Here is a 17,128-nt window from a genome sequence, read left to right on the forward strand (position 1 = left end):
CCGTACTTATCACGAGGATACTGTCGGAATTACACACATTCTTCCCTGAGTGTCCGGAATCGGCGTCCAGTTCCGGAATGCGGACGGAATGCGGACGGGATGCGAGGCGGCACGCCGCACGCGGCCGCCCGGAAGCCGCCGCGCCGGGGCCGCGCAGCCCCGCGACCTCAGGGCTGGCGGTTCATGAAGCCCCTGACGACCGTCAGGAAGATGATCCGCAGGTCGAGCGCCAGCGACCAGTTGTTGATGTACCACAGGTCATGGTCCACCCGGCCCTGCATCTTGTCGAGCGTGTCCGTGCGCCCACGGAACCCGTTGATCTGCGCCCAGCCGGTGATGCCGGGCTTGACCTTGTGGCGCTTCATGTACGACTCGACCAGCCACTTGTACTGTTCGTTGTGGACCAGCGCGTGCGGCCGGGGGCCGACGATGGACATCTCGCCGCGCAGCACGTTGAAGAACTGCGGCAGCTCGTCCAGGCTCGTGCGCCGCAGGATGCGGCCCAGGCGCGTGATGCGCGGGTCGTCGGGCGCCGCCTGGGTGACCTGCCCGTCGGCCTCGTCGTGGACCTCCATGGAGCGGAACTTGTAGACGTTGAACGGCTCGCCGTTGAGCCCCAGGCGCCGCTGCCGGAAGAGGACCGGGCCGGGCGAAGTGCAGCGGATGGCCAGCGCGATGAGCCCGCACAGGGGCAGGATCGCCAGCACGATGAGGCCGCCGATCAGCAGGTCCTCGAGGCGCTTGACCAGGCGGTTGGTCCCCGCCATGGGGCTGCTGCTGATGTCGATCCCGTACATCCCCGCCAGATTGCGGACCCGGTAATTGAGCAGCGGGATGTCGCCGAATTCGGGGAAGAAGCGGATTTCCACCATCAGGTCGCGCAGGGCATAGGTGATGGGCTTGACGAACAGCGCTTCCTCGATGGGCAGGCAGATCCAGATCTCGTGCGCCTGCGTGTCCAGGATCCGCTCGCGGATCTCCTTGAGCCAGCCGGTGCCGCCGGCGACCCTCAGGCGCGCATGGACGGCGTAGCCGTGGCGCGCCAGTTCGGGGGCCACGGCGTCGATCTGGCCCGAACCGCCGAACGGTTCGAGCACCACCACGCGCTTGAGGTTGCGGCCCAGCCGCCGCTGGTGGCGCAGCAGCAGGGCCCAGGCGATGCGCAGGCCCAGGCTCTGGGCGAGCACCAGGCCGACGGTATAGACGAACCACAGGCGCGAATATTCGGAGGACAGCTTGAAGGCGAAGCCCAGCAGCGCCAGCAGGCCGATCACGATCAGCCAGCCCAGGCAGACGCGCGACAGCTGGTCCACCAGGCTGCGCCCGCGCCACGAGGCGTAGGACCCCAGCAGGGCCTGCACCAGCACGAACAGCAGCGCCATCCCCAGGCTGGCGATGAGATAGTCGGCGGAGAGCTTCCAGGAATCGAAGCGCAGCCAGTGCGCCTCGTGCGCCGACAGGAAGACCAGGACCAGTTCGGCCAGGGCCGCCAGCAGGCCCATGGGATACTGATCGGTGATCAGGGGCCGTGTCGCCTGTGGCCAGGAAAACGGCTTGCCGGGGTTCAAAGGATCCATGTCGTGGGATTCGAGCCCGGGAGTCGGGATTCCAATCCTGATGCGAGCATCTGTTGCCAACCCGTGCGATTGTAAACCAGGAGTAACCATGGACCGGGGCGGCGGCGCCTCTTAGAATGGAGCCCGCCCCGACAGGCCCATCGGACCCTCATGATCACGGACGCCAACCACATCCCGCAGGGCAGCCGCCTGCGCACGGACCTCTGCATCATCGGCGCAGGCCCCGCCGGCATCACCCTCGCCCTGGCGCTGCGCCGGGCGGGACTGGACATCGTGCTGCTGGAAAGCGGCGGCGAGGAAAAGCACGCGGCCACCCAGGCGCTGTACGAGGGCACGGTGCAGGACGCCCGCCTGCACAGCGCGCCGGACACCTACCGCGTGCGCCGGTTCGGCGGTTCGTCCACGCTCTGGGGCGGACGCTGCATGCCCCTGGATCCCATCGACTTCGAGCGCCGCGACTACATCCCCGACAGCGGCTGGCCGTTCGGCGCGGACGCATTGGCGCCCTACTACCCGCGGGCGAACCGGCTCTGCGAGGCGGGCGATTTCGCCTACCGGGCGCAGGACGCCTTCCCCGGCGGCATGAAGCCGATGATCCAGGGCTTCGAGAGCGACGAGTTTTCCACCGACTTCCTCGAACGGTTCAGCTGCCCGACCGACTTCGGCCGGCGCTACCGGCACCTGCTGGCCGACTCGGCCATCCGGGTCCTCACCCACGCCAACTGCTGCGGCTTCGAGCCTTCCCCGGCCGGCGGCACGGCCACGGACGCGGGCGGCGGGCGGGCCGCGCGGGTCGGCGCGGCCATCGTGCGCACCCTGCGGTCCACCGCCTTCACGGTGGAGGCCCGCACGTACGTGCTGGCGACCGGCGGGCTGGAGACGGCGCGCCTGCTGCTCGCTTCGCCCGGCAACGGCGGACGGGGCCTGGGCAACCGGCACGACGCCGTGGGCCGCTATTACATGTGCCACATCGCCGGCACCATCGGCACGGTCGACCTGTCGGCCGCCGCCGCGGTCTGGCACGGCTACCAGCGCGGCGCCGACGGCGTGTACTGCCGGCGGCGCCTGGCCCTGAGCGCACCGGCCCAGCGCAGGCTCGGCGCGGGCAATTTCATCGCCCGGCTCCACCACCCCCGCATTCCCGACCCGGGCCACGGCATCGGCATTCTTTCGCTGCTCTACCTGGCGCGGCCGGCCATCCCCTACGAATATGCCCGCCGGCTCTACGAAGAGGACGGCGCAGGGGGCGGCGCGGCGCGCGGCAACCGGCGCGCGCACCTGGCCAACGTGGTGCGCGACCTGCCCGGCACCGCCGCCTTCCTGTGGCACTGGCTGCGCCGGCGCACCCTGGCCGAGCGCAAGTTTCCCTCCATCGTCGTCTCGCCGCGCAACCGGCGCTACACGCTCGACTTCCACGCCGAACAGGCGCCCGGCCGCGACAGCCGCGTGACGCTGGGCGGCGGGCTGGACGCCCTGGGCGTGCCGAAGCTGCACGTGGACTGGCGCTACCAGCCCCGCGACGTGCACACCGTCGCCACCGCCCTGGCCCGCCTGGACGCGGCCCTGCGGCACAGCGGCGTGGGCCGCTTCGACTACGACCCCGAACGCGTCGAAGCCGAAATGACGCGCTACGGCGCCTACGGCGGGCACCACATCGGCACCGCGCGCATGGGCGGGGACCCCCGCACCAGCGTGGTCGATGCCGACTGCCGCCTGCACGAGGCCGACAACCTCTTCCTGGCGGGTTCCGCGGTCTTCCCGACCTCGGGCCAGGCCAACCCCACCCTGACCATCGTCGCCCTGGCCCTGCGGCTGGCCGACCACCTGAGGAGCAGGATGTGACGTCCCGGATACTGATACTCGGCGCGAAAGGATACGTGGGCGCCCGGCTGCTGCGCCGCCTCGCGGACACCGAAGGCCTCGAAGCCGTCGGCGCGGGCCGCAGCCGCCCCGCCGGCGCGCCGGCCTCTTTCCTGACGCTCGACGCCACGGATGCCGAGGCCCTGCGAAGCGCGTTGTCCACGGGCTTCGACGCCGTGGTCAACTGCGTCGGCGGCCCGCCGGCCGTCATCGCCGGCGGCGCCCGCGCGCTGGCGCAGGCGCTGGGCAGCCCGGGATGCGCGGCCCACCTGATCCACTTCAGCTCCATGGCCGTCTACGGCTCGGTCCGCGGCGAGGTCGACGAAAGCTGCCCGCTCAACGGCGACGTGAGCGCCTACGCCCGCGCCAAGGTCCAGGCGGAACAGGCGCTGCGCGGCACGCGCGCCGCCACCATCCTGCGCCCCGGCTGCATCTACGGCCCGGGCAGCCCCCAATGGACCGAACGCATCGGCGCCTGGCTGCGGGCCGGGCGCATCGGCGACCTGGGCCCCCTGGGCGACGGCTGCAGCAACCTGGTGTACATCGACGACGTCTGCCGGGCCGTGCAGGCGGCGCTGCGCGCGCCGGCCGCGGGCTGCCGGGCCTACAATCTGGCCATGCCGGACAGCCCCAGCTGGAATCTGTACTTCGAGCGCTACGCCCGCCACCTGGGCCACGTGCCGCTGCGGCGCATCGGCGCGCGGCGCCTGCGCCTGGAAACGCGCCTGCTGGCCCCCGCGCTGAAGATCGCCGAACTCGCCGGCCGCCGGCTCGGCGTGCGCGGGCTGCCCGCCCCCCTGCCGCCCTCGCTCCTGCGGCTCTGGGGCCAGGACATCCGCCTGGACAGCCGACGCGCGAGCCAGGCGTGGGACCTGTGCTGGACGCCCCTGGAAGAAGGCCTGCGGCAATGCGCCGCCGCCGCATCGCCGCCGCCGGGGCCGTTCGATGGACCCTGACCCCGCCAGCACTTAGAATAGTCGGCCTGAGCCCCCTCATCGGATACCCCAGACCCCGTGCAGAACGTCTCCAGCGAACCCGGCTTCCTCTCCCTGCGGCAGATCCACGCCATGCTGGCCGCCCGCCGGGCGCTCATCCTGAATGTCGCGGGCAGCCTCTTCTTCCTCACGGTGATGCTGACCCTGCTGCTGCCCAGGACCTGGACGGCGTCCAGCAGCCTGTACATCAACTACCGGGAAGACGATCCCCTGGGCGGCCAGGGCCTGTCGGCCCTGCTCGACGACAGCTACATGCAGACGCAGCTGGAACTCATCCACAGCCAGCGCGTGGCCGAGCTGATGATCGAACGCCTGCGCCTGCACGACACGCCGGAGTACCGCACGTCCGTGGCGCGCCACGGCAAGGACCGGGCCGAGCAGCTGCTGGTCAAGGACCTCCTCGACAGCAGCCGCATCGAACACTCGCGGGGCAGCCGGGTCGTCACGATCAATTTCGACGCCGATTCCCCCCTGGCGGCGCGCGATCTGGCCGATGCCATGGTCCGCAGCTACATCGAACTGGGCGAGCAGATGACCTCGTCGCGCGCGCGCAGCCGGTTCGAGCAGTACAACGCCCAGCTCGAACAGCTGCGCAACGAGGTCGACCGCATCCAGGACGAGCTCACCCGCTACCAGCAGCAGCACGACATCCTCAGCGTCCAGGAGCACGGCGACCAGGAAAGCGCCCGGCTCACCGAACTGAACAAGACCCTGCTCGCCCTGCAGACCGAGCTGCAGGACGCCCGCTCCGCCCAGGCCGGCACGCGCGCGCTGCTGGCATCGGGCATCGCGCCGGACGAAACCCCGCTGGCGGCCCAGTCGCCCATCATTCACATGCTGAAAGAGCAACTCAGCATCGTGGACCGCCAGCTGGGCGACGTCCAGGGCCGCCTGGGGCCCCGGCACCCGACCATACGCGGCCTGGCGGCCGAACGGCAGAAGCTCCTGACCCGCATCCGGCGCGAGGCCGATGCCCTGCTCACGGGCGCCGACAGCCGCGTCGCCCAGCTCGCGGCACGCGCCGATCTGCTGCAATCCGACATCGACCAGCAGCGCGGCAAGGTGCTGGCCCTCATGAAGGCGCGCAACCAGATCGCCACCTACGAGCGCCAGCTGGCCAGCGCCCAGCAGATCTACAGCGCCGCCCTCAAAAGTTACGACACCCTCAGCATGGCCAGCAACGTCCTCTCCCCCAACGTGACCATCCTGCGGGCCGCCGAGCTGCCCGCCACCCCCAGCAGACCCCGCATCGGCCTCAATCTGGCGCTGGGCCTGCTGGCCGGCCTGCTCGTCGGGGTGCTGCTCGCCCTGCTGCTCGAACTGCTGCAGCGGCGCGTGCGCACGGCCGACGACCTGCTGTACGACCCCGAACTGCCGCTGCTGGGCCAGGTCGGGCTGACGGAGCGCCTGGCATGACGCCGGCCAAGGAACTCCTGAGCCGGCTCGACGCCCGGACGTCGGGCGCCGACGGCCTCGAACCGACGGCCGGGCGCATCGGCGACCATTTCCTGCAATCGGGCCGCCTGAGCGAGGCCGACATCCAGCGCATCGCCCGCAAGCAGGAGGAATCCCGCCTGCGCTTCGGCGACGCGGCGGTGGCGCTCGGCCTGCTGAGCATCGCCGAAGTCGAGCAGGCGCTCGCCCGGCAGTACCACTACCCGACCGCCGCGCTCGACGCCGTGCTGGCCGGCTATCCGGTGGCCCACGCGCCGCACGGCCCCGAAGCCGAGGCCATCCGCCACCTGCGCACGCAGATCATCCTGAAGCTGGACATGACGCAGGCCCGCTCCATCGCCCTGATGAGCCCCGTGGGCGGCGAGGGCAAGGCCTACGTGGCGGCCAGCCTGGCGCTGGCCTTCGCCCAGAACGGCCAGCGCACCCTGCTGGTCAACGCCGACCTGCGCCAGGCCCGCCACTCGGGGCTGCTGGACAGCCAGCGCCCGCAAGGCCTGTCCTCCGTGCTGTCCGGGCGCCACAGCCTGTCCCAGAGCCTGATCACGCCCGACTTCGCCCGCCTGCGCGTCCTCGACGCCGGGCCGCTGCCGCCCAACCCCACCGAACTGCTGCTGGCCCCGGCCCTGAGCAACATGCTGGCCCAGGCCGCCGAGCATTTCGACGTCCTCATCCTGAACACCCCGCCGGCCCTGCGCTACCCCGACGCCCAGCTGATCGCCCGCCAGGTCGATGCCTGCGTCATCGTGACCCGGCAGCACCAGACCCTGATCCGCGACGTCCGCCGCAGCCAGCACCTGATCCTGTCCGCGGGCGGGCGGCTGCTGGGCACGGCGCTGAACGCCAGTCCACGCAAGCCGCCCGCCGAGCCCGCGTCCAAGGCCCGGCCGGCCGGCTGGCTGCGCCGGCTGCGCGGGACCCCGACGCGGGACTGAACGCCCGTGCATTCCCCGCACGCATCCAGGGCGGGCTGGCCCGGCCTGCTGCTCCAGCCCCACGTCGTGGCCGGATTCCTGCTGGCCTGGAGCTTCATCATCGCTCTGGTGCCCATGTCCCCGGACTACCTGAATCCGGACTTTCCCCTGCAAAACAGCCTGGCGAACGGATCCCTCGGGCGTCAGCTGCAGCTTCTTTTCCTGCTGCTGCTGGCCGTCTGGCAATGCCTGCGGCATCCGGCCGTCAGCCTGGACACCCTGAAGCACAGCAATCCCTTCCTGCTGCTGGTGCTGCTGTACTGCCTGGCTTCGACGCTCTGGTCGCCCTACCCCTTCGTCACCCTCAAGCGCGGCATCGTCCTGGGCATCCTGATCGTCATCGGGCTCGCCACCCCGCCGCCGCTCGGCGGCTCCCGGCAACTGGTCCGCACCCTGCTGACCACCCTGAGCCTGCTCTGCTTCCTTTCCCTGCTGGTCGCCCTGGCCTTCCCCGACGTCGGCACCGACCCCGTGCTGGACCACGCCTGGCGCGGGATCACCTGGCACAAGAACCAGCTGGGCAATGCCGCCGCCTATGCCATGCTGCTCTGGCTCTACGAATGGACGCGCAGGGATCTCGACCGCCGGCTGTGCGCCGCCGGCATGCTGCTCAGCCTGTTCATCCTGGTCATGGCCCGCAGTTCCACCGCCCTGCTGATGACGGCGCTGTCCTGCGCCGTCTACCTGTACGGCAACTGGAGCTGGCTGCGCAAGACCCGCATCGACCTCGTCCTGATGCTGGGCGGGCTGGTGCTGCTGATCCTGTTCCTGCACTTCCATTTCATCGCCACGGGCCGGATGCCGACCTGGCAGGACCTGACCGGTCCCATCGCCGGCCTGTTCGGCAAGAGCACCGACCTGACCGGCCGCACCAACATCTGGCACCTGGTCTGGTTCTCGGTCCAGCAGCATTTCCTGCTGGGCATCGGCTACGGCGCCTTCTGGCTGGGCGTCGGAGGCCCGGCGCAATACATCGGCGACGCCCTGTTCTGGATGCCGAACCATGCCCACAACGGCTATCTGGACATCCTCAACGAACTGGGCGTGGTGGGCCTCGTCCTGTTCATGCTGGCCCTGCTCTGGCATCTGGGCTGCCTCCTGCGGCTCATGCGCCACGACCGGCGCGAAGCCACCCTGCATCTGGCGATCTTCTCCATCATCGCCGTCAGCAACCTGACGGAAACCGATTTCCTGAGCGGCACGCTGTTCCAGAACCTGATGCTGCTGTATTCCATGATGCACGTCTCGGCCCGGCTGGCGCGGGCGCGCCGCGCGCCGCCGCACCGGCACGCACCGCCCCCGCGGGACGCGGCGGCAGCGGGACGCCCCTGACGGCGCGAGACGCCCTTGAACGAGCCTCCGACCATGAACCCACGCTCCGTACTGGCCTGCTGCCTGCTGGCCTGGCTCTTGCCCTTCGTCCCGGCCGCGCAGGCGGACGAGCCCCCGGCCGCGTTCACCCAGGCATCGGACGGCACGGACTTCTACCCCTTCGCCATCGACGAAGACCGCCTGGCCGGCCCACCGGCGCAGACGGCGCTGAACCACCCGCTCGGCCCGCAGGACCGGCTCTTCGTCAAGCAGGGCCATTTCTACGCCGTGGGGCCGGACGGCGTGCCGGACACCGGAGACGACGTCCGCGTCCGCCTGTTCGGCATCAATCTGAGCTTCGCCGCCAACTTCCCCTCGGCCGCCGAAGCCCCGGCCCTGGCCCGCCGGCTGCGCGCGCTGGGCTTCAATGCCGTGCGCCTGCACCACCTCGACTTCCACCTGAACGACCCGCAGGCAAGCGCCGATGCCGAGCCCAAGGGGATCCTCACGACCGGGCCCTACCCCAGCTTCGATCCCCGGGCCGTGGAACGCCTGCGCACCTTCATCCAGGCGCTGTCGAAGGAAGGCCTCTACATCGACCTCAATCTGCGCGCCGGCTACCGCTTCCGGCCCGCCATCGACGGCCTGCCCCCGCTGGACGAGGGCCGGAGCCAGCTCGCCGACGTCGACACGCCCATTTACGTCTATGAGCCCCGGCTGATCGAACTGCAGGCCCGCTACGCCACGACGCTGATCCAGTCGCTCGGTCTGGCCGGCAATCCGGCGCTGGCGCTGGTGGAAATCAACAACGAATCCTCGCTGCTCAGCGCCTGGCAAAGCGACATCTGGCACGGAAATGACTGGCCGAGAACCATCCCCCAGGCCTACCGCGGCATCCTGCGCGCGCAATGGGAAGCCTGGATCGGACGGCGCTACGGCTCCCTGGAGGCCGCCTGCCGGGCCTGGGACCGCTGCGGCGACCCCGACGTCGCGGCCTTGCCCGCGGCCTCCCTGTTCGGCGCCCATGCGGCCAGCCCCTCCCTGATGCAGCGGCTCGGCAACCGGCTGGAGCGCGGCCTGGAACAATGGCTGCCGCGGGCGCGCGGCGACTCGGCGGAACCCGACCCGGACGGCCGCTACGCCCAGGACTTCCTGGAATTCCTGACCCAGATGGACCGCCGCTACTTCGAGCGGATGCGCCAGACCGTGCAGGCGGCCGCGCAGGCGCCCGTCCCGGTCACGGGCACGCAGATGAGCTACGGCGGCGTGCTGAACTTCGATTCCCAGGCCGCCATGGATTACCTGGACGATCACATCTATATCGGCCATCCCAGCTATGCCAACGGCAATTCCTGGCAGTCCGAGGACTGGCGCATTCCCGACACGTCCACCGCAGGCGCGGGCATCGGGAACCTGCTGGCGCTGTCGCTGCGGCGTGAAGCCGGCAAGCCCTTCGTCATCAGCGAATACAACCACTCGTTCCCCGCGCCGCGCGGCGGCGAAATCCCGCCGCTGATGGCCACCGTGGCCACCCTGCAGGATTGGGACGGCCTGTTCTTCTTCGACTATGCCGACGAGCCGCAGCCGCGCCGCGCGCCCTGGTATTTTTCCCTGAGCGGCAACTGGGGGCAGTACGCGCTGATGGGCCAGAGCGCCCGCCTCTTCCGCCAAACCCTGATCGAGCCCCTGGCCGGGCAGGCCGTCCTGCCGCTGACCCATGCCCGGCGGCTGGCGCTGGCGCGCCGCGGCACCATCAATTCGGGCACCCTGGCGGCCGACCTCGAAGCCCGCTACGGGGCCACCCCCCGGCTGGCCTGGAGCCGCCAGATCGCGGAAAAGATCCTGCAGGATCCCGCCGCCGGCGACGCGCCGCAACCCGCCCTGGCCGATGCGGCCGCGGACGCCACCCCCGACGGCTCGGTGCGCCATGACGCGGCGCGCGAGCGGGTCATCCTGGACACCGACCAGATCTGGGGCGTGTTCGGCCTGCTGGAGCCCGGAGAAAGCCTGTCCGGCCGGTTCTTCGGGCTGCGCCTGGCCGGCGGCCCGAAGAACCAGCCCGTCCAGGTCCTGGCAACTCCGCTGGACGCGGCCGGCCTGGAACGGTCGCAACACATCCTGCTCAGCCTGGGCAGCGCCACCCGCGGCACGCAGCCGGGCTCGATGCCGCCGCGCCCCACCGCGCTCATTCCGTATCCGGGCAAGTCCGGCTGGCTGACCCTGGAGCCCGGGCCGCTGTCCAAGGGGCCTTCGGGCCAGCTCGGCACCCGCGCCCCGGCCTGGCTGGCGCGCAGCGACGTCGAGCTGGGCATCCCGCTGCCCACCGGCGACATCCGCATCCATCCCCTGGACGGGACCGGCGCGCGCCGGGCGGCGCTGCCCCCCGAGGCCTATCGGGCCGACGCCTCGGGCGGGTTCACCTGGGTCCGCCTGCAGGCCACGGCGCGCACCGCCAGCCCCTGGTACGAGATCGAGATCGCGCCGGGGCTCAGGCCCGCGCCCGCCAGTACGCGATCGCCTCGCCCACCGGCAGGATGAGGCAGCCGCGCCGGCACGCGGCGGCCACGAACGCGTCCAGCTCGCCGGGCCGGCAGCCGTAGGGGCCGCAGTCCGGCTCGACCTCGTGGGTGTTGAGCAGCAGCCATCCGCCCGGCGCCAGGGCGTCCAGCCAGCCCCGCCAGGCGGCCGGCTGCCGGCCCTCGCCATAGAAGCGGTGGCATCCCAGCAGGTTCAGGTCGGCGCGCCCCTGGTGCAGGCCGCCGCCCAGGATGCGGGCCGACGCGTGGCGCGCCGCCACCAGCCGCTTGGACCGCAGGCCGTAGCGCCCGAAGGGGTAGGCGAAGTGTTCGCCCGCCCGCGGCCCCAGGTGCCGGCGCAGGTAGGCCAGGTTGCGGTCGAGATCGTCGCGGATCCGGCCGGCCGGGGCGCGGGCATAGGCCTGGTGCGCCCAGCCGTGGCTGCCGATCTCGTGGCCGGCCGCCTGCAGGGAGAGCAAGGCATCGAGCGTATGGGCGGCCCGCCCATCCTCCTGGCCCCCGGTCAGCGAACCGGCCGCATAGAAGGTGCCCCGGCCGCCGTGGTCTTCGAGGATGCGGGCGCCCGTGCGGGCGGCGGATCCCAGGATGTCGTCGAAGGTGACGCTGACCACCGCCGCCTCCGGCGCGAGCGGCAGCCAGCGCCGCAGGCCGTGGCGGGCGGCCAGGCGGCCGAGGCGTTCGAGCGGCGGGCTGCCCATGGCGGCCGGCCCTAGCGCGCCCCGCCGCCCAGCCGCAGCACCCGGGCCAGCCGGGCCAGCTGCCACTTTTTCAGCTCGCGGCGGAAATGGGCGTCCTCGAACTGGGGCAGGCCGCGCAGGGCGGCATAGGCGTAGCCGGCGATCATCAGCAGGCCGCCGATGACGTACGGCTTTTCGCGCATGCGGTTGAGCCCCGTGGCCAGGGCGTACAGCGGGTGGTAGCCCATGTACCAGTTGCCCCGCCCCCAGCGCAGCCGGCCCACGTACAGATTGCGGTCCGAGGAACCCATGATGCGGTGGTGCCAGAGCCAGGCGTCGGGGTGCAGGAAACTGAGGGTCTTCCAGCCCAGCAGGCGGGCCTGGTGCACGTCGATGCCGTCCCAGGCCAGGTGCTGCACGAAGCCGCCGATGGCCTCGAAAGCCGTGCGCCTGTAGAGCTTGAACTGGCCGGCCACCTGTTCTTCGATGTGCCGTTCCTTGACGAAACGCCCGCCGGATTCGTGGTAGACCTTGCCGGACACCGCCGCCAGCTTCGGATCGGACTGCAGCCGCCCGATCATGATTTCCAGGTAGCGCGGGCCGAAGGACATGTCGCCATCGAGCTTGGCGATGTATTCGTAGTCCTGGCGCCGGATCCGTTCCTTGCCGAAATCGAAGGCGGCCACGACGCCGCCGCCCAGCTTGCGGAACCCCCGGTCGTTGCGGACCACCAGGCGGATGAAGGGATGCTTTTCCGCGTATTCGCGCACGATGTCGGGCGTGGCGTCGCTGGAGCCGTCGTCGACCAGGATCCATTCCATCGGCCGCCAGGTCTGCGCCACCATGGAATCGAGCGTATGGCGCAGGTAGCGCGACTCGTCGCGCACCGGCGAGATGACCACCAGGGGGATGACGAGCGGGTTTTCTGCGGGGGTACGGGTGATGGGATGCAGGACGTGCGAATCGGCAGGCATGGAGGCGCGGGCTTGGGATTTCCGGGGTGGCGGGCTTCGTCCGGCCGAAGAGCGCGGACACAATTAAAATCATCCTACAACATTCCAGGAACTCCATGTGCCGCCTCCCCGCCTGCTGGGCCAAGCCGCCCTGTCCATGCTCGACCAGGCCTGCCTCAGCGCCCTGAACCTCGCGCTGGGCCTGATCCTCATCCGCCTGGTCAGCAAGGACGCCTACGGCGTGTACTCGCAGATCTTCGCCGCGGGGCTGTTCGCCACCAGCATGCTCGAAGCACTGGTGTCCAATCCCATGGTCAACCTGGCCTCGGGGCGCTCGGGCGCGCGGCTGGGCGGCCTGATCGAGAACATGGGCCGCTACCAGGGGCGCATCAGCACCGGGCTGGCCGTGATCCTGGGCGCGCTGTGCGCCGGGTGGTCGGCCGCGGCCGCGGACCAGGCCCACCCGCTGCTGCTGGGCCTGGCCTTCGGCCTGTTCGTCAAGGCCAATGCGCTGCGCGAATACGCCCGCAGCGTGGCCTTCCTGGATTTCAAGCCGGTCCGGGTGCTGCGCATCGACCTGCTCTACGCCGCCTGCGTCCTGCTGGGCACCCTGCTGCTGGCCCGCTTCGACCGGCTCGGCCTCGAAGCCCTGTTCCTGGTCTTCGCCCTGGCCAACGTCCTGGCCCATGTCCTGGCGGACGTCCTCGCCCCCGGGCCGGCCCGCGCCCCGGCCCCGCCCGGGCGGGGCGGCGCATGGATCGGGCGGTCCCGCCCCGCCCGGGCGGATTACGCCGAGACCGTCGGCCAGGCCTGGAAACGCGGCCGCCTGGGCGTCCCGGGCGCCGGGCTGGCCTGGGGGGTCAACTACAGCTACCTGTACCTGGCGGCCCTGTGGCTGGGGCCGCAGGCGCCCGCCGAACTGACGGCCTCGCGCCTGCTGCTGATGCCCATTTCCCTGTGCGTGGTCGCCTGGTCCCGCGTCGCCCGGCCCCGCATCGGCCAGCTGCTCGCCCAGCCGGACGCGGGGCGCATCCACCGCCTGCTGCTGCGTTCGGTGGCCGCGCTCGTCGCGCTGGCGCTGCTCTACATCGCCCTGCTGCAAGGGCTGTTCCCCTGGCTGCAGGTGCATGTGCTGGCCGGCAAGTACGACACGGTGCAGCCACTGCTGCTGTGGTGGGGCCTATACTTCGTCGTCTACACGGCCCGGTGGGTCGGCACCATGGCGCTGATGGGCCAGGATGCGTACGGCTACATGCTGATCGAATCCATCCTCAGCTTCATCGCCATCTTCGTCGCCCTCAAGGTGGCCGTGGACCGCCATGGCCTGCCCGGCGCCATCATCGCGCTGATCGCCGTCGAACTCTTCAGCCTGGCCATGACGTGGGGCAGGTATTGGTACCAGAACCGGTCATGAATCCCGATCCGTCCCCTCTCCGCGACACGGCCTCGCGCAGCCTGCCCGGGCTGCGGATCGCGCTGCACGCGGATCTGGCGCCCCTGGAGTCCGCCTGGCGGGCCCTGCTGCCCCGATGCGACTGCTCCGCATTCCAGACCTGGGCCTGGAACCGCGCCTGGCAGGACTGCATCGGCGAGGCCCAGGGCGTGCGGCCCCGCATCCTCCTGCTGCGCGACGCCGACGGACGGGTGCTGGGACTCTTTCCCCTGGGGCTCTACCGCCGCGGCGGCCTGCGGGTGCTGGCCTTCCTGGGCGACGTGGTGTCCGACTATCGCATGCCCCTGCTGGCGCGCGACTGGATCGCGGGCGTCCCGGCCGGCGCCTTCGCCGGCCTGTGGCGCGAATGCCTGGCCCTGATCGCCGAGGCCGACGTGGTGCTGCTGGAGCGCATGCCGGCCGGATTCGACGGGCGGCCCAATCCGATGGCCGCCCTGGCGGGCGCCGAGCACGTGGAAAACGCCTGGCTGGCCCGGCTGCCCGCCAGCGCCGAAGCGTACCGGGCGCAGCGCTCCAGGAAGATGCTGGCCGACAACCGGCGCAACATGCGCAGGCTGCAGGACCAGGGCGCCTGCAGCCACACGCCGGCGCACGCGCCCGATGCCGCCGATGCCGTCCTGGCCGAACTGTTCCGGCAGAAATCCCGCCGCTGGCGCGAAACCGGCAGCCGCGACCTGTTCGCCGACCCCGCCTACCGGGCTTTCTACGGCACCCTGACGCGCGACGAGCTGGCCGGCGGCCTGGTGAGCCTGTGCAGCCTGCGGGCCGGCCGGGCGCTGGTCGCCACGCACTGGGGACTGGCGTTCCGGGGCCGCTATTACTGGATCCTGCCCGGCTACACCGGCGGCGAGCTGGCCCGCTATTCCCCCGGCCGCCTGCTGCTGCAGGCCCAGATCGAATGGGCCATCGGGCAGGGCTTCGAGGTCTTCGACCTGACCGTGGGCGAAGAAGCCTACAAGAAAGCCTGGGCCGGCGACAGCCTGCCCCTGTACCGCTGGCGCCAGGCCCGCACGTTCAAGGGGCATCTCTTTCTGTGCGCCGGCCGCCTGAAGGAGGCGGCCCGCAACATCCGCTGGCTGCGCCGCGGCATCCGGCGGCTCAGGCAGCTCAGGCGGTTCAAGCAGATCGAGCAGATCGAGCAGCTCAGACACATCCAGCGCCCCGGAGGCCCCCATGACTGACCCACGCGCGGCGGACATCAGCCTGTGCATCTGCACTTTCCGCCGCCCCGCCCGGATCGACGCCCTGCTGCACGCGCTGTACCGCCAGACCGCCCTGCGGCGGGTGCGGGAGATCATCGTGGTGGACAACGACCCCGGCCGCTCGGCCGCGCCCGTCCTCGAACGGCATGCGGCGTCCTGCCCCGTGCCGCTGGTGGCCGCCCACTGCCCCGAACCGAACATCTCCCTGGCGCGCAACACCGCCATCCGCCAGGCGTCGGGCGACTGGATCGCCATCATCGACGACGACGAGACCCCGGTGGCCGGATGGCTGCAGCACCTGATCGAACTGGCGCAGGCGCAGGCCGCCGACGGGGTCTTCGGGCCGGTCGTGCCGGTGTATCCGGACGCGACGCCCGCCTGGATCATCGAAGGCCGCTACTTCGAGCGCCGCCGCCTGCCCACCGGCGCCCTCGTCCCCCGGACCGACGTCCGCAGCGGCAACGTGCTGCTGCGCCGCAGCCTGCTGCTGCAGGAGCCCGGCCCCTTCGATCCCGCCTTCGGCCTCACCGGGGGGAGCGACACCCTGCTCTTCTGCCGCCTGCTCGACCGGCGGGCCCGCTTCCTGTGGTGCGACGAGGCCGTGGTCCACGAGCCGGTCGAGCCGGGCCGGGCCACGCTGCGCTGGCTGCTGAAACGCGCCTATCGCGGCGGCCAGAGCTTCATCCGCGTCAGCGCGCTGACCACGCCGGGCTGGCGCAAGCCGCTGCGGCTGGCCTGGCTGCTGGGGCGCGCGGCGCTGCAGCTGCCGGTGGCCCTGGTCCTGGCCCTGGGCTGCTGGCCCTGGAACCCCGTCCGGGCCATCCACTACCTGCGGCTGGCCAGCGCGCAATGCGGCAAACTCGGCGCAGCCGTGGGGCTGCACTATCAGGAATACCGACCAAGGACATGATGAAAATCGCCATCGCCGGCACCGGCTACGTGGGGCTCTCGAACGCCATCCTGCTCGCCCAGCACCACCGGGTCGTGGCCCTGGACATCCGCGCGGACCGGGTCGAGAGCATCAACGCCCGCCGCTCGCCCCTGCACGACCCCGAGATCGAGGCCTACCTGAGCGAGCGCCCGCTGGACCTGAGCGCGACGCTGGACAGGCAGGCCGCCTACCGGGACGCCGACTTCGTCCTCATCGCCACGCCCACCGACTACGATCCGCGCACCAGCCGCTTCGACACCGGCAGCGTCGAAGCGGTCATCCGGGACGTGATGGCGATCAACCCGCAGGCCGTGATGGTGATCAAGTCCACCGTGCCGGTCGGCTTCACCGCCCGCACCCGCCGCGCCCTGGGCACCGACCGCCTGATCTTCTCGCCCGAGTTCCTGCGCGAAGGCCGGGCCCTCTACGACAACCTGCACCCCTCGCGCATCATCGTGGGCGAGCGCTCCGACCGGGCGCGCCGGTTCGCCGGGCTGCTGCAGCAGGGCGCGATCCGCCAGGACATCCCCGTGCTGCTGACGGACTCGACCGAGGCCGAAGCCATCAAGCTGTTCGCCAACACCTACCTCGCCATGCGGGTGGCCTATTTCAACGAACTGGACAGCTATGCCCAGACCTTCGGGCTGGACACCCGCCAGATCATCGACGGGGTCTGCCTCGACCCGCGCATCGGCAGCCACTACAACAATCCCTCGTTCGGCTATGGCGGCTACTGCCTGCCCAAGGACACCAAGCAGCTGCTGGCCAACTACAGCGAAGTGCCCAGCAACCTGATCCAGGCCATCGTCGACGCCAACCGGACGCGCAAGGATTTCATCGCCGAATCCATCCTCGCGCGCAAGCCGAAAGTGGCCGGCATCTACCGCCTGGTCATGAAGAGCGGCTCGGACAACTTCCGCGCCTCGGCGGTCCAGGGGGTCATGAAGCGCCTCAAGGGCAAGGGCATCGAGGTCATCGTCTACGAACCCACGCTGGAGGAAGACACCTTCTACGGCTCGCGCGTGATCCGCGACCTGCAGGCCTTCAAGGCCGAAAGCGACGTGATCGTCGCCAACCGCATCACGGCGGAAATCCGCGACGCCGCCGAGCGGATCTATTCCCGCGACCTCTTCGGCAGCGACTGAGCCGGCGCGCCGGGCGCCAATGCTAAGATGGGCCCGCACGTCCACCCCCCTCCCGAATGCC

At 70.9% G+C, this 17,128-nt stretch carries 13 protein-coding genes; 10 read left to right on the plus strand and 3 right to left on the minus strand.

Annotated elements, in window-relative coordinates; all coding sequences use genetic code 11:
• Positions 1–167: 167 nt before the first annotated feature.
• Positions 168–1,577: an undecaprenyl-phosphate glucose phosphotransferase gene (locus HNR28_RS06565; protein WP_084330713.1), complete on the minus strand. Its 1,410-nt coding sequence runs from the start codon at positions 1,575–1,577 to the stop codon at positions 168–170.
• Between the two features lie 150 nt (positions 1,578–1,727).
• Between HNR28_RS06565 and HNR28_RS06570 the strand changes: the two genes are divergently transcribed.
• The 6 genes from HNR28_RS06570 to HNR28_RS06595 are packed head-to-tail and all read left to right on the plus strand — an operon-like array spanning position 1,728 to position 10,707.
• Entirely contained in the window at positions 1,728–3,419 is a 1,692-nt protein-coding gene (locus HNR28_RS06570; RefSeq protein WP_151024842.1) for a GMC oxidoreductase, read from the plus strand.
• The gene (locus HNR28_RS06575; RefSeq protein WP_151024843.1) at positions 3,416–4,393 is read left to right on the plus strand and encodes an NAD-dependent epimerase/dehydratase family protein; all 978 of its coding nucleotides are present in this window, start codon (positions 3,416–3,418) and stop codon (positions 4,391–4,393) included. The genes HNR28_RS06570 and HNR28_RS06575 overlap by 4 nt, the downstream gene beginning before the upstream one ends.
• A 57-nt stretch (positions 4,394–4,450) precedes the next feature.
• Positions 4,451–5,848 carry a GumC family protein gene (locus HNR28_RS18785; RefSeq protein WP_151024844.1) on the plus strand — a complete coding sequence of 466 codons (1,398 nt, stop codon included), beginning with the start codon at positions 4,451–4,453 and terminating at the stop codon, positions 5,846–5,848.
• Complete coding sequence (locus HNR28_RS06585; RefSeq protein WP_151024845.1) at positions 5,845–6,819, plus strand: CpsD/CapB family tyrosine-protein kinase; 975 nt, start codon at positions 5,845–5,847, stop codon at positions 6,817–6,819. Before HNR28_RS18785 ends, HNR28_RS06585 begins: the two co-directional genes overlap by 4 nt.
• 6 nt (positions 6,820–6,825) lie before the next feature.
• Positions 6,826–8,190: an O-antigen ligase family protein gene (locus HNR28_RS18790; RefSeq protein ID WP_151024846.1), complete on the plus strand. Its 1,365-nt coding sequence runs from the start codon at positions 6,826–6,828 to the stop codon at positions 8,188–8,190.
• 33 nt (positions 8,191–8,223) lie between these two features.
• Positions 8,224–10,707, plus strand: coding sequence for a capsular biosynthesis protein (locus HNR28_RS06595; RefSeq protein WP_151024847.1), 2,484 nt, complete (start codon positions 8,224–8,226; stop codon positions 10,705–10,707).
• Here HNR28_RS06595 and HNR28_RS06600 read toward each other — a convergent pair.
• A complete protein-coding gene (locus tag HNR28_RS06600; protein ID WP_043684139.1) occupies positions 10,658–11,404 on the minus strand; it encodes a polysaccharide deacetylase family protein in 747 nt (248 codons plus the stop codon). The genes HNR28_RS06595 and HNR28_RS06600 overlap by 50 nt on opposite strands.
• A gap of 11 nt (positions 11,405–11,415) precedes the next feature.
• The gene (locus HNR28_RS06605) at positions 11,416–12,357 is read right to left on the minus strand and encodes a glycosyltransferase family 2 protein (protein WP_052355903.1); all 942 of its coding nucleotides are present in this window, start codon (positions 12,355–12,357) and stop codon (positions 11,416–11,418) included.
• A 97-nt stretch (positions 12,358–12,454) separates the two neighbouring features.
• Here HNR28_RS06605 and HNR28_RS06610 point away from each other — a divergent pair, with 97 nt between their 5' ends.
• The 4 genes from HNR28_RS06610 to HNR28_RS06625 are packed head-to-tail and all read left to right on the plus strand — an operon-like array spanning position 12,455 to position 17,067.
• Complete coding sequence (locus HNR28_RS06610; protein ID WP_151025034.1) at positions 12,455–13,750, plus strand: lipopolysaccharide biosynthesis protein; 1,296 nt, start codon at positions 12,455–12,457, stop codon at positions 13,748–13,750.
• Positions 13,747–14,970: a GNAT family N-acetyltransferase gene (locus HNR28_RS06615; protein WP_151025035.1), complete on the plus strand. Its 1,224-nt coding sequence runs from the start codon at positions 13,747–13,749 to the stop codon at positions 14,968–14,970. The genes HNR28_RS06610 and HNR28_RS06615 overlap by 4 nt, the downstream gene beginning before the upstream one ends.
• Entirely contained in the window at positions 14,963–15,901 is a 939-nt protein-coding gene (locus tag HNR28_RS06620) for a glycosyltransferase family 2 protein (protein ID WP_043684143.1), read from the plus strand. The genes HNR28_RS06615 and HNR28_RS06620 overlap by 8 nt, the downstream gene beginning before the upstream one ends.
• Positions 15,901–17,067: a nucleotide sugar dehydrogenase gene (locus HNR28_RS06625; RefSeq protein ID WP_151025039.1), complete on the plus strand. Its 1,167-nt coding sequence runs from the start codon at positions 15,901–15,903 to the stop codon at positions 17,065–17,067. Before HNR28_RS06620 ends, HNR28_RS06625 begins: the two co-directional genes overlap by 1 nt.
• Positions 17,068–17,128: the final 61 nt, after the last annotated feature.

It is taken from the genome of Castellaniella defragrans (assembly GCF_014203015.1).
Lineage (GTDB): Bacteria > Pseudomonadota > Gammaproteobacteria > Burkholderiales > Burkholderiaceae_B > Castellaniella > Castellaniella defragrans.

What these genes read in the sequence shown, in the direction of transcription:
- HNR28_RS06625 (WP_151025039.1), top strand. Translation starts at nt 15,901, where the DNA reads ATGAAAATCGCCATCGCCGGCACCGGCTACGTGGGGCTCTCGAACGCC.
- HNR28_RS06565 (WP_084330713.1), bottom strand. Translation starts at nt 1,577, where the DNA reads ATGGATCCTTTGAACCCCGGCAAGCCGTTTTCCTGGCCACAGGCGACA.
- HNR28_RS06620 (WP_043684143.1), top strand. Translation starts at nt 14,963, where the DNA reads ATGACTGACCCACGCGCGGCGGACATCAGCCTGTGCATCTGCACTTTC.
- HNR28_RS06605 (WP_052355903.1), bottom strand. Translation starts at nt 12,357, where the DNA reads ATGCCTGCCGATTCGCACGTCCTGCATCCCATCACCCGTACCCCCGCA.
- HNR28_RS06615 (WP_151025035.1), top strand. Translation starts at nt 13,747, where the DNA reads ATGAATCCCGATCCGTCCCCTCTCCGCGACACGGCCTCGCGCAGCCTG.
- HNR28_RS06595 (WP_151024847.1), top strand. Translation starts at nt 8,224, where the DNA reads ATGAACCCACGCTCCGTACTGGCCTGCTGCCTGCTGGCCTGGCTCTTG.
- HNR28_RS06600 (WP_043684139.1), bottom strand. Translation starts at nt 11,404, where the DNA reads ATGGGCAGCCCGCCGCTCGAACGCCTCGGCCGCCTGGCCGCCCGCCAC.
- HNR28_RS06585 (WP_151024845.1), top strand. Translation starts at nt 5,845, where the DNA reads ATGACGCCGGCCAAGGAACTCCTGAGCCGGCTCGACGCCCGGACGTCG.
- HNR28_RS06570 (WP_151024842.1), top strand. Translation starts at nt 1,728, where the DNA reads ATGATCACGGACGCCAACCACATCCCGCAGGGCAGCCGCCTGCGCACG.